General features: G+C 74.4%; 1 protein-coding gene. It reads right to left on the reverse strand.

Features of this window, described 5'->3' with window-relative positions; genetic code table 11:
* Window positions 1-70: 70 nt before the first annotated feature.
* On the reverse strand, window positions 71-16,849 hold the full coding sequence (locus ACXNSR_RS02830) for an SDR family NAD(P)-dependent oxidoreductase (RefSeq protein WP_458640543.1): 16,779 nt from the start codon (window positions 16,847-16,849) through the stop codon (window positions 71-73).
* Window positions 16,850-16,876 lie beyond the last annotated feature (27 nt).

The raw sequence follows: 16,876 nt of genomic DNA on the forward strand, positions 1-16,876 counted from the left end.
GACGTGAAAAGGGCCGGGCCCCACCCCCTGGGGGGTGGGGCCCGGCCCTTTTCACGTCACCGGACCGGCCTCACACGGTGGCGTCCAGCCACTCCTCGACGGCTCCCGCGGTCGTCGTGGCGTGCTGCTCCATCATGGTGAAGTGGTTGCCCTCCACGTCCACGGCCGTGTGCTCCAGGTCCCAGTACGAACGCCAGTCGCCGGTCGCCGACCGCTTCCAGTCGAAGAACTGCTCCTGCGCCCGGACCAGCAGCGTCGGCGCCTTCACGGCCTCCGGCTTCCAGCCGCCGAACAGCCGGAAGTACGCGCCCATCGCGAGCAGCCTGCTGTCGTCGACCGGGACGTAGCTGCCCTGCCGCTCGTCCACCCCTTCCGACAGCCCGGGCTGGATGCCGATGATGGCGTCGTCGTCGTGCGAGTAGATGTCGACGAGGACCACGGCCTCCGGGAAGACCCCGGCGCTCTCCAGCCGGCCCGCCACCGCGTGGGCGAGCATGCCTCCCGAGGAGTGCCCGAGCAGGACGAACGGCTCTCCCTCCGCGTGCCGCAGCACCGCCTCGGCCTGGGCTTCGATCACCGCTTCGGCGGTCGAGGGCAGCTGCTCCCCGCGCAGGAAGCCCGGCGCGGCCATCGCGTGGACGTCCCGCCGGCCACGGAACGCGGAGGCGAACCGGGCGTACTGGTGCGGGCCCGAGATCGACAGGATCGAGGAGAAGCAGACCAGTCCGGGCCGCGTCCCGCCGCGCGAGAGCCGCACCAGGCTCGGCGCCTTGCGCAGCTCGGCCGCCGAGGCGAACGACGGCCGGAACCGCGACGCCTGCATGAGCAGTTCCATGAACTGACCTGACGCACCCTGCGTCCCCGCCTCCCGGAGCATGGCACCGAAGACTCCGGCACCGTCCTCGCCGTCCTGCCCGGCCGCACCGTCGGACCCGGCCGGGCCGCCCGGGACCCCGGCGAGCTCGGCGCGCAGCCGGGCGGCGACCAGGAGCGGGGTCGGGTGGTCGAAGAGCAACGTGGCCGGCAGTCGCAGGCCCGTCGCCGCGTTCAGCTGGTTGCGCAGCTCGACGGCGGTCAGCGAGTCCAGGCCGAGCTCCAGGAACTCCTGGGACTCCCCCACCGCGTCGGGCGAGGGATAGGCGAGTACCGCGGCGGCCGTGGCACGCACCACCTCCAGCAGCACCCGCTCCTGCTCCTCCTCCGGCAGCGCCGACAGGCCCGCGAGCCGTCGTGCGGCGGCGGACGCCGCCGCGTCGGCGACCCCGTGGGCGGCGGCCCTGCGCAGGCCCCCGCGCACAAGTCCCCGGAAGAGCGGCGGGAGACCCCCGGCGTCCGCCTGGGCCCGCAGGGGTGCGGTGTCCAGCCGCATGGCGACGAAGACGGTGCCGGTGCCCGTGCCGGTCAGCTCGCTCACCGTGTCGAACAGGGCCAGGCCCTCCTCGGAGGAGAGCGGGGCCAGTCCGGCGCGCGCCATCCGCTGGACATCGGCGTCCGTGAGGTCGCCGGTCATCTCGCTGCGCTGCTCCCACAGCCCCCAGGCCAGTGACACCGCGGGCAGTCCCGCCGCGCGCCGGCGCTGGGCCAGGGCGTCGAGGAAGGCGTTCGCCGCCGCGTAGTTGGCCTGCCCGGGGCTGCCGAGCGTACCGGCCGCCGAGGAGAACAGGACGAACGCGGCGAGGTCCAGGTCACGGGTCAGCTCGTGCAGGTGGAGGGCCGCGTCGACCTTCGGCCGCATGACCGCGTCGATGCGCTCCGGGGTCAGGGACGGTACGAGCCCGTCGTCGAGGTGGCCCGCCGTGTGGACGACGGCGGTGAGCGGGTGCTCGGCCGGGATGCCGGCCAGCAGCGCGGCCAGCGCCTCCCGGTCGGACGCGTCACAGGCGACGACGGCCGCCTCGGCGCCCAGCGCGGCGAGTTCCGCGACGAGTTCCGCGGCGCCGGCGGCGGCGGGACCGCGCCGGCTGGTCAGCAGCAGGTGCCGCACACCGCGTTCGGTCACGAGGTGCCGGGCCAGCAGGCTGCCGAGCACTCCGGTGCCGCCGGTGATCAGGACGGTGCCGTCCGCGTCGAGCGCGGCGGCGACCGGAACCTGGACCCCGGCGTCCGTCTCCGGGCGGGTGGCGGGGACCCTGGCCAGCCTGGCGGCGTGCAGGGTTCCCGCCCGGACGGCGAGCTGGGGTTCTCCGCTCGTCAGGGCGGCCGTGAGCAGCGGGGCGAGCTCCGCCGCGCCGTCGTCGTCGAGGTCGAGCAGCAGGAACCGGCCGGGGTTCTCCGACTGCGCGGACCGCAGCAGGCCCCACACCGAAGCGTGGGCCGGATCCGCCACGCCCTCGCCCGGCCGGGCCTCGACCGCGCCGCGGGTGACCACCGCCAGGCGGGCCCCGGCGAGGGTCTCGTCGGCCAGCCAGCTCTGGACGAGGCCCAGGGCGTCGTGGGCGGCCTGCCGGGCGGCTCCGGCGATGCCGGCCGCCGTGTCCTCCGTACGGTCCGTGCCGGTCGCGGCGTACGAGACGAGCACGGTGTCCGGCAGCGGCTTGCCGGCCGCCACCACGGCCGCGAGCACGTCCAGGTCCGTGTAGACGTCGGCGGTGATGCCCGCACCCCGCAACGTCGCCTCCAGCCCCAGGGTGTCGGTCCCGACCACGGCCCAGCGCCCGCTCGTGGGGGCGGGGGTCACGGCCAGCGCGGGCCACTCCAGCCGGAAGAGCGACTCGTGGAAGGTCGGCAGGGCCGAACGCAGCCGGGTCGGGTCGAGCTCCCGCAGCAGCAGGGACTCCACCGACACGACCGGCTCACCCTGCTCGTCGAAGGCCGCGAGGGACACGGCTCCGGATCCCGCGGGGGCCAGCCGCACGCGCAGCGCGCCCGCCCCGACCGCGTGCAGGCCGACGCCGGTGAAGGAGAACGGCAGCCGGATCCGGTCGCCGTCGCCCGGCGCGTCGTCCCCGGTGGCGAGGAAGGAGCCGAGCGCGAGGCCGTGCAGCCCCGCGTCGAGCAGCGCCGGGTGCACACCGAAGTGCGCGGCGTCGGCCTGCGGGCCCTCGGACAGCGCGAGTTCGGCGAACAGTTCGTCGCCGCTGCGCCAGGCCGCCCGCAGGTTGCGGAAGGCCGGGCCGTACGCGTACCCGATGGCGGCGAACTGCTCGTACAGGTCGGCCACCTCGAGCGGTTCGGCTCCTGCGGGAGGCCAGACCTCGGGCCCCGACACCCGCGGCGCGGTCGGCGCGTCCGCCGCTCCGAGCACACCGCCGGCGTGCCGCGTCCACGGCACCTCCTGGCCCCGCGCCCCGTCGTCGTCGCCGGTCTCGGGTCGCGAGTGGACGTGCAGCGTGCGCCGTCCCGCCTCGTCGGGCGCGGCCACCGACAGGCGGAGCTGGAGCGCGCCCTGCTCGGGCAGCACCAGCGGAGCCTCCAGGGTCAGCTCCTCGACGTAGTCGGCGCCCGCCCGCCGGGCGGCGTGCAGCGCGAGCTCCACGAAGGCAGTGCCGGGCAGCATGACGGTGTCCGCCGCACGGTGGTCGGCCAGCCAGGGGTGGCTCTGGAGCGACAGGCGCCCCGTGAACAGGAAACCGTCCGAGTCGGGCAGTTCCACGGCCGCACCGAGCAGCGGGTGCCCGGCCGACCCCAGCCCGGCCGAGGCCACGTCGCCGACCTGGCCGGCGGGCACGTCGATCCAGTAGCGGTCGCGCTGGAAGGCGTAGGTGGGGAGGTCGACGCGCTGGGCGCCGGTACCTGCGAAGACGGCGTCCCAGTCGACGGTCACGCCGTGGACGTAGGCCTCGCCGAGGGAGAGCCAGAAGCGTTCCAGGCCGCCCTCGTTGCGGCGCAGGGAACCGAGCACGGCGGCCTCGCGGCCGGCGTCCTCGGCCGTCTCCTGCATGCCGACGGTCAGCACCGGATGCGGGCTCGACTCGACGAACACACCGAAGCCCTGGTCGAGGAGGGTGCGGGTGGCCTGTTCCAGCTCGACGGTCCGGCGCAGGTTGCGGAACCAGTAGCCGGCGTCCAGCTCCGGCCCCTCGACCCACTCACCGGTGACGGTCGACAGGAACGGAACTTCGGCGGTGCGCGGGGCGATCGGGGCGAGGAGCTCGGCCAGCTCGTCCCGGAGCAGTTCCACCTGCGCGGAGTGCGAGGCGTAGTCCACGGCGATCCGCTTGGCACGGATCCCGTCGGCCTCGCACGCGGCGAGCAGCTCGTCCAGCGCCTGGACCTCACCGGACACCACGACCGAGGAGGGACCGTTGGCCGCGGCGACCGAGATCCGCTGCTCGCCCCAGGGGGCGATGCGTTCACGGACCGCGGCGGCCGGCAGGGGCACGGAGACCATGCCGCCCAGACCTGCCAGCACACGGCCGATGGCCTGACTGCGCAGGGCCACGACCCGGGCCGCGTCCTCGAGGGAGAGGATCCCGGCGACGCAGGCGGCCGCGATCTCGCCCTGCGAGTGCCCGATCACCGCGGCCGGACGCACGCCCGCCGCACGCCACACCTCGGCCAGCGACACCATCACCGCGAACAAGGCCGGCTGGACCACGTCCACCCGGTCGAGGGTGGGCGCGCCCTCGAGGCCGCGCAGGACGTCGGTCAGCGACCAGTCGGTGAAGGGCTCCAGTGCCTTCGCGCACTCGTCGATCCGCGAGGCGAACGCCGGGGACGACTCCAGCAGGCCCACCGCCATGCCGACCCACTGCGAGCCCTGACCGGGGAAGACGAACGCCGTCTTCCCGGTGCCCGCCGCGCCGCGCGTCACTCCGGCGGCCGCGGCCCCGTCCTCCAGCGCGGTCAGACCGCGCAGCAGCTCCTGCCGGTCACCGGCCACGACCACCGCGCGGTGGTCGAAGACGGCCCGCGTGGTGGCCAGGGAGAGCGCCACATCGGCGGACCTGAGCCCGGCCGCGCCCTCCAGGTACGTGCGCAGGCGGGCCGCCTGTCCGCCCACGGCATCCGCCGACTTCGCGGACAGCACGTACGGCAGCACCGGCACCGTACCGGTCTCGGCCGCGGTCACCACGGCCTCGTCCGGGGCCTGCTCGATGATCGTGTGCGCGTTGGTGCCGCCGATACCGAAGGACGAGACGGCCGCGCGGCGCGGGCGCCCGGTCTCCGGCCAGGGGGTGGCCGTTTCCAGGAGCGAGACCGCTCCCGCCGACCAGTCGACGTGCGGGGTGGGCTCGTCGACGTGGAGGGACTTCGGCAGGACGCCGTGCCGTATCGCCTGGACCATCTTGATGACGCCCGCGACACCGGCGGCGGCCTGCGTGTGGCCCACGTTGGACTTGATCGAGCCGAGCCACAGCGGCTGCTCGTCCGTGTGCTCCTGGCCGTAGGTGGCCAGCAGCGCCTGCGCCTCGATGGGGTCGCCGAGCGTGGTACCGGTGCCGTGCGCCTCGACGGCGTCGACCTCTGCGGCGGACAGACCGGCGTTGGCCAGGGCCTGGCGGATGACGCGCTGCTGCGAGGGGCCGTTGGGGGCCGTGAGGCCGTTGGAGGCGCCGTCCTGGTTGACCGCCGAGCCGCGGACCACGGCGAGGACCGGGTGGCCCTTGGCGCGGGCGTCCGAGAGCCGTTCGACGAGCAGCATGCCGACGCCCTCGCCCCACGCGGTGCCGTCCGCGGCGGCTGCGAACGGCTTGCAGCGCCCGTCGGAGGCCAGGCCGCGCTGGATGCTGAAGGCGATGAAGGTGCCGGGCGTGGCCATGACGGTCACGCCGCCGGCGAGCGCCATGTCGCATTCGCCGTTGCGCAGCGCCTGGACGGCGAGGTGGAGGGTCACGAGCGAGGAGGAGCAGGCCGTGTCCACGGTGACCGCCGGGCCCTCCAGGCCGAACGTGTACGAGACGCGGCCCGAGGCGACACTGCCCGAGCTCGACGTCCCCATGTAGCCCTCCAGGCCCTCCGGGGCCCGGTGCAGCAGGGTGCCGTAGTCGTTGTACATCACGCCCGCGAACACGCCCGTGCGGCTGCCCCGCATCGATGCCGGGTCGATGCCGGCCCGCTCGAACGCCTCCCAGGAGGTCTCCAGCAGCAGGCGCTGCTGCGGGTCGGTGGCCAGGGCCTCGCGCGGTGAGATCCCGAAGAACGTCGGGTCGAAGTGGTGCGCGTCGTGCAGGAACCCGCCGGTCGGGCTGTAGTCGGCGCCCGGCTGGCCGGGGTCGAGGATTCCGGCGAGGTCCCAGCCGCGGTCGTCCGGCATGGCGGAGATGGCGTCCCGGCCGTCCGCGACGAGCCGCCACAGGTCCTCGGGCGAGCGGACGTCACCGGGGAAGCGGCAGGCCATCGCCACGATGGCGATCGGCTCGTCGTCATGAACGGAGGCCGCGACCGTGGCCACGTCCGCTCCCTGGCCGCCGAGCAGTTCGACGTGCAGGTACTCCGCCAGGACCGTCGGATTCGGGTAGTCGAAGACGAGGGTGGCGGACAGGCGCACGCCCGTCGCCGCCGCGAGGCGGTTGCGCAGCTCCACCGCGGTCAGCGAGTCGAAGCCGACCTCGCTGAACGACCGCGCCGGGTCCACCGCTTCGGGGCCCGCGAAGCCGAGTACCGCGGCCACCTGGCCGCGGACCAGCTCCAGCAGGGCTCCCGGCCGCTGGTCCTGCGGCAGCGCGGCGAGCTTGCGCGCGAAGGCACCGCCGGCGGCCGTGCCGCCCCGGGCCGCACGGCGCGAGGGCATGCGGACGAGACCGGAGAGCAGGGGCGGGAGCAGTCCACCGCGTGCGGCGGTGCGCAGCGCGGCCAGGTCCAGCCCGACCGGCACCAGCAGGGCCTGCCCGGAGGCGCACGCGCTGTCGAACAGGGCCACGCCTTCGGCGGCGGTCAGGGCGACCACGCCGCCGCGGCCCATGCGCGAGACGTCGCCGGCGTCCAGGGTGTCCCCCATGCCGCCCACCTCGTCCCACAGGCCCCAGGCGAGGGACGTCGCTACCAGGCCCTGGGCCCGGCGGTGGGCCGCGAGGGCGTCCAGGAAGGTGTTGGCGGCGGCGTAGTTGGCCTGACCGGCACCGCCGAAGACACCGGCGGCGGAGGAGAACAGGACGAACGCGGCCAGGTCGAGGCCGGCCGTCAGCTCGTGCAGGTTCCACGCGGCGTCCACCTTCGGACGCAGTACCGCCGACAGACGGTCGGCGGTCAGCGAACCGACCACACCGTCGTCCAGGACACCGGCCGTGTGCACGACCGCCGTCAGCGGGTGCTCAGCGGGGATGCCGGCCAGTACGGCCGCCAGCGCGTCACGGTCGGCCACGTCACAAGCGGCCCACGACGCCTCGGCACCCAGCCCGGCGAGCTCCGCCGACAGGTCGGCGGCACCCTCGGCGGCGTCGCCACGGCGGCTGACCAGCAGCAGGCGCCGTACCCCGTGCTCGGTGACCAGGTGACGGGCGAACAGCCCGCCCAGCGAACCGCTCGCACCCGTCACCAGCACCGTGCCGCCGGCCGCCCACTCCGGATCGGAGCCGGCGACCGACGCACGCGCCAGCCGCGGCACCAGCAGCACGCCCCCGCGCACCGCCACCTCGGACTCGCCCGAGGCCAGGGCCGCCGAGAGCGCGTGCTCCACGTCGCCGTCGGCGTCGACGTCCACCAGGACGATCCGGCCCGGGTTCTCCGACTGCGCCGAACGCACCAGGCCCCACACCGAGGCGTGCACCAGGTCGGCCGGACCGTCATCCGGGGCGACGGTCACGGCGCCGCGGGTCAGGAACGCCAGACGCGCGTCGGCGAAGCGGTCGTCGGACAGCCACCGCTGGAGCAGCGTCAGCACCCGGCCCGCCTCGGCGTGCACCGCGTCGGCGACGTCCGTACCGGCGGGCTCCCGGCACGACAGCACCAGCGCACCCGGAATCGCGTCGAGATCGTCGAGGACCTGCGCGTCGGCCTCGTCCCGCATGACCCAGTCGCCGAAAAGCGCGTCCGACGGCATCAGTTCGCGCCACTCGACGCGGAACAGCGCGTCGCCGTGGCCACCGACCTGCCGGCCGAGCTGCTCGGGCGAGAAGGCGCGCAGGGCGAGGCTGTCAACCGAGGCGACGGGGACGCCTTCGGCGTCGGCGATCTCCAGACGCACCGCTTCCCGACCGGCCCGTGAGAGCCGTACGCGCAGGGTGTCCGCTCCGGTGGAGTGGACCGCGACCCCGGACCAGGAGAACGGCAGCCGCGGCTGGCCGGTGTCCTCCACGAGGGAGCCGAGCCCGATGGCGTGCAGAACGGAGTCGAGGAGCGCCGGGTGGATGGTGAACTGTTCGGCGTCCGGGCCCTGCTCGTCGCCGAGGCCGACCTCGGCGAACACCTCGTCGCCCTTGCGCCAGGCGGCGCGCAGGCCCTGGAACACCGGCCCGTAGCCGAAGCCGGATTCCGCGAAGCCCTCGTACAGCTCCTCGACGTCGACGGGCTCCGCGCCGACCGGCGGCCAGGCCGCGAGGTCGAACACCGGGGCCTCCTCCGCACCCGTGGCGAGGGTCGCGGTGGCGTTCCGGAGCCAGAAGGCGTCGTCCGCCGCCAGGCCGTCGCGCGAGTGGAAGGCGAGGGGCCGGCGGCCCGCCTCGTCGCGCGCCCCGACGGCGATCTGGAGCTCGACGGCGCCGTCCTCGGAGAGGACGAGGGGGGCGGCCAGGGTCAGCTCTTCCACCAGGTCGCAGCCGACCTGCTCACCGGCGCGCAGCGCCAGTTCGACGAACGCCGTACCGGGCAGCGTGACCGCGCCCATGACCACATGGTCCGCGAGCCACGGGTGGGTGGCGACGGACAGCCGCCCGGTGAGGAGCAGGCCGTCGGCGTCGGCCAGCATCACCGAGGCACCGAGCAGGGGGTGGTCGGCGGGCCGCAGGCCCGCGGCGGTCGCGTCGGCGGAGGACCCGACGGGGAGGTCGATCCAGTACCGCTCGTGCTGGAAGGCGTAGGTCGGCAGGTCGATGCTCCGGACACCGGTGCCCGCGAAGTACGACTCCCAGTCGACGGGGGCCCCGTGGGCGTGGGCCTCGGCGACGGCGGCCGTGAGGGCGGCCGTCTCGGGACGCTCCTTGCGCAGGACGGGGGCGAACGCCGCACCACGGGTGTCGTCGGTCAGGCAGGCCTGCGCCATGGCGCAGAGGACGCCGTCGGGGCCCAGTTCGAGGTACGTGGTCACCCCGGCCTCTTCGAGGGCGCGGACGCCGTCGAGGAAGCGGACCGCCTCGCGGGCGTGCCGGACCCAGAAGTCCGCCGAGCCCATCTCGTCGGTGACGAGGTCGCCGGTCAGGTTCGAGACGACCGGGATGCGCGGGGCGGCGAAGGTGAGCCCCTCCACCACCTGGCGGAAGGCGTCGAGCATGCCGTCCATGTGCGGCGAGTGGAACGCGTGGCTCACGGAGAGGCGCTTGGACTTGCGGTCCGGGAAGGCTTCCAGGACGGCGGTCGCGGCGTGCTCGTCACCGGCGACCACGACCGAGCGCGGACCGTTGATCGCGGCAATGGCCACCCGGTCGGTCAGCAGCGGCAGGACCTCGTCCTCGGAGGCTTCGAGTGCGATCATCACGCCGCCGCCGGGCAGGGCCTGCATCAGCCGGCCACGGGCCGCCACCAGCGTGCAGGCGTCGTCCAGGGTCAGCACCCCGGCCACGTGCGCGGCCGCGATCTCGCCGATCGAGTGCCCGGACAGGAAGTCCGGCTTCACACCCCACGACTCCAGCAGCCGGAACAGCGCCACCTCGACCGCGAACAGCGCCGGCTGCGCGTACTCCGTACGGTCCAGCAGGTCTGCGTCCGTACCGAAGAGGGCCTTGCCGAGGGGCAGTTGGATGCGTTCGCACACCGCGTCCAGCGCGGCGGCGAACACCGGGTGGGCCTCGTACAGCTCGCGCCCCATCCCGAGGCGCTGGCTGCCCTGGCCGGTGAACAGGAAGGCCAGCTTCCCGGCTCCGGCGGCGCCCACGGTGCCGCTCGTGATCCCGGCGGCGGACAGGTCGCCGTCCGCCAGCGCGGCCAGCGCGCCGAGCAGCTCCTCACGGGCTCCGGCGACGACCACCGCCCGGTGGGCGAAGGCCGCGCGACGGGTGGCCAACGAATAGGCCGTGTCGGCCGCTCCGGCCTCCGGCGTGTCCCGCAGGTGGGTCCGCAGTCGGGCCGCCTGGGCGCTCAGTGCGTCCGCCGACTTCGCGGACAGCACGTACGGCAGCAGCGGCTCCGTACCGGTCTCGGCGGCGGTCACCGCGGCCTCGTCCGGGGCCTGCTCGATGATCGTGTGCGCGTTCGTACCGCTGATGCCGAAGGACGAGACGGCCGCGCGGCGCGGACGTCCGGTCTCCGGCCAGGCCACCGGCTCCGTCAGCAGCTCGACGGCGCCCTCGGACCAGTCGACGTGCGGGGACGGCTCGTCCACGTGCAGCGTCTTCGGCACGGTCCCGTGACGCATGGCCTGGACCATCTTGATGATGCCCGCGACACCGGCGGCGGCCTGTGTGTGGCCCATGTTCGACTTGATGGAGCCGAGCAGGAGCGGCCGGTCATCCGGCCGGTCCTGCCCGTACGTGGCCAGCAGCGCCTGGGCTTCGATCGGGTCTCCGAGGGTCGTGCCCGTGCCGTGCGCCTCGACCACGTCGACATCGGTGGAGGCCAGGCCCGCGTTGGCCAGGGCCTGGCGGATGACGCGCTGCTGGGAGGGGCCGTTGGGGGCGGTCAGCCCGTTGGAGGCGCCGTCCTGGTTGACCGCCGAGCCGCGGACCACGGCGAGGACCGGGTGGCCCTTGGCGCGGGCGTCCGAGAGCCGTTCGACGAGCAGCATGCCGACGCCCTCGCCCCACGCGGTGCCGTCGGCGGCAGCGGCGAACGGCTTGCAGCGGCCGTCCGTCGCAAGTCCGCGCTGACGGCTGAAGGCGATGAAGGTGCCGGGCGTGGCCATGACGGTCACGCCGCCGGCGAGCGCCATGTCGCATTCGCCGTTGCGCAGCGCCTGGACGGCGAGGTGGAGGGTGACGAGCGAGGAGGAGCAGGCCGTGTCGACCGTGACCGCCGGGCCCTCCAGGCCGAACGTGTACGAGACGCGGCCCGAGGCGACACTGCCCGAGCTGGACGTCCCCATGTAGCCCTCCAGGCCCTCCGGGGCCCGGTGCAGCAGGGTGCCGTAGTCGTTGTACATCACGCCCGCGAACACGCCGGTCCGGCTGCCCCGCATGGACGCGGGGTCGATGCCGGCCCGCTCGAAGGCCTCCCAGGAGGTCTCCAGCAGCAGGCGCTGCTGCGGGTCGGTGGCCAGGGCCTCGCGCGGCGAGATCCCGAAGAACGTCGGGTCGAAGTGGTGCGCGTCGTGCAGGAACCCGCCGGCCGTGCTGTAGCTGGTGCCCTGCCGGTCCGGGTCGGCGTCGAAGAGGGCTTCGAGGTCCCAGCCCCGGTCGGCGGGCATGTCCGAGATCGCGTCCCGCCCGTCGCGGACGAGCCGCCACAGGTCCTCGGGCGAGCGGACGTCACCGGGGAAGCGGCAGGCCATCGAAACGATGGCGATCGGCTCGTCGTCGTGATCGGCGACGGCGACCGTGGCCGCGTCCGCTTCCTGACCGCCGAGCAGCTCGGCGTGCAGGTACTCCGCCAGGACGGTGGGCGTCGGGTAGTCGAAGACGAGGGTGGCGGGCAGCCGGACGCCGGTGGCGGCGCCGAGGCGGTTACGGAGTTCGACGGCGGTCAGCGAGTCGAAGCCGACCTCGCTGAACGACCGCGCCGGGTCCACCGCCTCCGGCCCGGCGAAGCCGAGCACGGCCGCGACCTGGCCGCGGACCAGCCCGAGGACGGCGCCGGCCTGCTGGTCCTGCGGCAGGGCGGCGAGCTGCCGGGCGAACGCGCCGCCGGCTCCCCGGGCTGCCCGGCGGGCCGGCATCCGGACGAGGCCGGACAGCAGCGGCGGGAGCATGCCGCCGCTCGCCGCGGCGCGCAGGGCTGCCATGTCCAGCTTCACCGGCACGAGCAGCGGCTGCTCGGCGGCGCAGGCCGCGTCGAAGAGGGCGAGGCCGGCCTCCGGCGCGAGGGCGCCCACGCCGCCGCGGTTCATGCGGTCGCGGTCGCCGTCGGCCAGGTCACCGCCCATGCCACCGACGCCGGTCCACAGGCCCCAGGCGAGGGACGTGGCAGCCAGACCCTGCGCCATGCGGTGGGCGGCGAGGGCGTCCAGGAACGTGTTGCCGGCGGCGTAGTTGGCCTGTCCGGCGCCGCCGAACACACCGGCGGCCGACGAGAACAGTACGAACGCGGAGAGGTTCAGATCCCGGGTGAGTTCGTGCAGGTTCCAGGCCGCGTCCACCTTCGGCCGCAGCACGGCCGACAGCCGCTCGGCGGTCAGCGAGCCGACCACACCGTCATCCAGGACACCGGCCGTGTGCACGACCGCCGTCAGCGGGTGCTCCGCGGGGATGCCCGCCAGTACGGCCGCCAGCGCCTCCCGGTCGGCGACGTCACACGCCGCCCACGACACCTCGGCACCCAGCCCGGCGAGCTCCGCCGACAGCTCGGCCGCCTCACCCCGGCGGCTCACCAGCAGCAGACGCCGCACACCGTGCCCGGTCACCAGGTGACGGGCGAACAGCCCGCCCAGCGAACCACTCGCTCCCGTCACCAGCACCGTGCCCTCAGTGGCCCACCCCGCGGTCGCGACCGCGGCCAGCGACGCACGCACCAGCTTCGGCGCCAGCAGCGCGCCACCCCGTACCGCCACCTCGGACTCGCCCGAGGCCAGCGCCGCCGACAGCCCTGCCTCGACGTCACCCCCGGCGTCGACGTCGACCAGGACGAACCGGCCCGGGTTCTCCGACTGCGCGGAACGCACCAGACCCCACACCGAGGCGTGCACCAGGTCCGACACGCCCTCGCCCGGTACGGCCTCCACCGCACCCCGCGTCAGGAACACCAGACGCGCATCCGCGAACCGCCCGTCGGCCAGCCACCCCTGCACCAGCTCCAGCACCCGACCCGTCGCCGCGTGCACCGCGCCCGCCAGGTCCTCGGCGGCCGCCTCCAGGCACGGCACGACCAGCGCCGCCGGAATCTCACCGCCCTCGGCCACGGCCACGGCCAGCCCGGCGAGATCCGCGAACACCTGCGGACCCTCGCCCAGCATCAGCCAGTCACCGGACGACTCGCCGGACGCCACCTCCGTCCAGGCCACGCGGTACAGCGAGTCCCCGAGAGCGCCGGTCTGCCGGCCGAGCTGCTCCGGCGAGAACGTGCGCAGCGCCAGACTGTCCACCGACGCGACGGGCGCACCCTCCGCGTCGGCGATCTCCAGCCGCACCGCTTCCCGCCCGGCCCGCGAGAGCCGCACCCGCACGGTGTCCGCACCGACGGAATGCACCACCACACCGGACCACGAGAACGGCAGCCGACCCTGGCCGGTGTCCTCCACCAGCGCACCCAGCCCGATGCCGTGCAGAACCGCGTCCAGCAGCGCCGGGTGGATCGTGAACGACTCCGCACCCGGCTCGGTCTCGTCGTCGAGGCTGACCTCGGCGAACACGTCCTCATCACGGCGCCAGGCGGCCCGCAGCCCCTGGAAGGCCGGCCCGTACCCGAAACCGGAGTCGGAGAGGCCCTCGTACAGGCCCTCCACGGGGACGGCTTCCGCCCCGGCCGGCGGCCACTCGGTGAGGTCGAAGCCGGGGGTGTCGCCCGCGCCTTCGGCCAGGAGCGCGGTCGCGTTCCGGATCCACGGCTCGTGGTCGGCCGCGCGGTCGTCGCGGGAGTGGAAGACGACCGATCGTCGGCCGGACGCGTCAGGTGCCGCGACGGAGATCTGGAGCTCGACGCCGCCCTCCTCGGGCAGCACCAGCGGAGCGGCGAGCGTGAGGTCGTCGACCAGGTCGCAGCCGACCTGCTCACCCGCCCGCAGGGCCAGCTCGACGAATGCCGTTCCCGGCAGCAGGACGGAGCCCATGACCCGGTGGTCGCCGAGCCAGGGGTGCGTCGTCAGCGACAGGCGCCCGGTGAGCAGCAGCCCGTCGGCGTCCGCCAGGGAGACCGAGGCGCCCAGCAACGGGTGGTCGGCGGACCTGAGGCCCACGGTGGTCACGTCCCCGCCGAGGGATCCGGCGTCGAGCCAGTAGTGCTCGCGCTGGAAGGCGTACGTGGGCAGGTCCACCTGCTCGGCGCCGGTGTCGGAGTGGAAGGCGTGCCAGTCGACGGCGATCCCGCGTACGTGGACCTCGGCGAGGGCGGTGGTGAGGGTTGCCGCCTCGGAGCGGCCCTTGCGCAGGGCCGGGACGAAGGCGACCGGGCCGGTGCCGTCGGCCAGGCAGGACTGCGCCATCGCGGACAGCACACCGGCGGGGCCGAGTTCGACGTACGTCGTGGCTCCGGCGGCCTCCAGGGCGCGGATGCCGTCGAGGAAGCGGACCGCCTCGCGGACGTGGCGGACCCAGAACTCCGCCGAACCCATCTCGTCCGAGACGAGCGCGCCGGTGAGGTTCGAGACGATCGGGATGCGCGGGGTCTCGAAGGTCAGCCCGGCGACCACCTGGCGGAAGGCGTCGAGCATGCCGTCCATGTGGGGCGAGTGGAACGCGTGGCTGACGGTGAGGCGCTTGGTCTTGCGGTCGGCGAACGACTCCGCGACGGCGGCCGCCGCGTCCTCGTCACCCGCGACGACCACCGAGCGCGGGCCGTTGACGGCGGCGATGCTCACCCGGTCGGTGAGCAGCGGCAGGACCTCGTCCTCCGAGGCCCCCAGCGCGATCATGACCCCGCCCGCGGGGAGGGCCTGCATCAGGCGGCCGCGGGCCGCCACCAGCGTGCACGCGTCCTCCAGCGAGAGGACGCCCGCGACGTGCGCGGCGGCGATCTCACCGATGGAGTGACCGGACAGGAAGTCGGGCTTCACACCCCAGGACTCGACGAGCCGGAACAGGGCCACCTCCACGGCGAACAGCGCCGGCTGGGTGAACCGCGTCTCGTCCAGCAGCGCCGCGTCATCCCCGAACAGGACTTTTTTCAGAGGCAGTTCGAGGTGCGGGTCCAGCTGGGCGCACACCGCGTCCAGCGCATCCGCGAACACCGGATAGGCCTCGTGCAGCTCTCGCCCCATCCCGAGGCGCTGGCTGCCCTGCCCCGTGAAGAGGAACGCCGTCTTGCCGCGCGCCCCGGCCACACCGCGTACGGCCTGGGCCGTGGCGGTGTCGCCCGACGCGAGCGCGGCGAGGTGGGCGAGGGCCTGATCCCGGTCGCCGGCCACGACGACGGCGCGGTGTTCGAGCGCGGCGCGGCCGGTGGCCAGGGTGCGGCTGACGTCCTGCGCCCGCTGGTCGGGGTGGGCGCGCAGGTGGGTGAGCAGGCGCTCGGCCTGTGCCCGCAGCGCGTCTTCGGTGCGGGCCGAGACGAGCCACGGCACGACGGGCGGCACGACGGCGCGGCGCCGCGCCTCCTGGCCGCCGGGCTCCTCGGTGGCGGTGTCGATGCCGGTGGCGGAATCGGCGGGCTCGGTCGAATCGGCGGGCTCAGCGACCTCGGCGGGCGCCGCTACCGGGGCCTGCTCGATGATCGTGTGCGCGTTGGTGCCGCTGATGCCGAACGACGACACGGCGGCGCGGCGCGGGCGGCCGGTCTCCGGCCACTCCACGGTCCGGTCCAGCAGCGACACGGCGCCCGCGGACCAGTCGACCTTGGTCGACGGCGCGTCCACGTGCAGCGTCTTCGGGATCCGGCCGTTCCGGATCGCCATGACCATCTTGATGACGCCGGCGACCCCGGCGGCCGCCTGCGTGTGCCCGATGTTGGACTTGACCGAGCCGAGCCACAGCGGCCGGTCCTCGGTGTGCTCCCGGCCGTACGTCGCCAGCAGCGCCTGTGCCTCGATCGGGTCGCCCAGGGTCGTACCCGTGCCGTGCGCCTCGACGACGTCGATGTCGGCGGCGGTGAGCCGCGCGTCGGCCAGGGCCTGGCGGATGACGCGCTGCTGCGAAGGACCGTTCGGGGCGGTCAGGCCGTTCGAGGCACCGTCCTGGTTGACGGCGGAACCACGGACGACGGCCAGCACGCGGTGACCGTTGCGCTGGGCGTCGGACAGCCGCTCCACGAGCAGCATGCCCGCGCCCTCGCCCCACCCGGTGCCGTCGGCGGCGTCCGCGAAGGACTTGCAGCGGCCGTCGAAGGACAGGCCTCGCTGCTTGCTGAACTCGGTGAAGGTGCCGGGGGTCGGCATGACGGTGACGCCACCCGCGAGGGCGAGCGAGCACTCGCCCTTGCGGAGGGCCTGCATGGCCAGGTGCAGCGTGACGAGGGAGGAGGAACAGGCCGTGTCGACGGTGAGCGCCGGACCTTCGAGACCGAAGGTGTACGAGACGCGGCCGGACGCGATGCTGCTGGAGCCGCCGGTGCCGAGGTAGCCCTCGACCTCCGGGGGTACGGCGCGCAGACGCGACGCGTAGTCGTGGTACATGACGCCCGTGAACACACCGGTCCGGCTGCCGCGCACGGAGGTCGGGTCGATGCCGGCCCGCTCGAGCGCCTCCCAGGAGGTCTCCAGCAGCAGGCGCTGCTGCGGGTCCATCGCCACGGCCTCGCGCGGCGAGATCCCGAAGAACTCCGGATCGAACCGGTTGGCCGAATGCAGGAAGCCGCCTTCCTGCACGTAGCTGGTTCCCCGCCCGTCCGGGTCCGCGTCGAAGAGCTGCCCCGTGTCCCAACCCCGGTCCGTCGGGAACGGGGAGATCGCGTCGGTCTCCTCGGACACCAGCCGCCACAGGTCCTCGGGCGACTCGACGTCCCCCGGGTAGCGGCAGCTCATCCCGATGATCGCGATCGGCTCCTGCTCCTCCGACTCGACCTCCTGGAGCCGACGGCGCGTCTCGTGGAGATCGGCCGTCACCCGCTTCAGGAAGTACCGGAGCTTTTCCTCGTTCATGCGTGCATCCCTTGTACAGAAGCCAGA

Source organism: Streptomyces sp. NC-S4 (assembly GCF_054353315.1).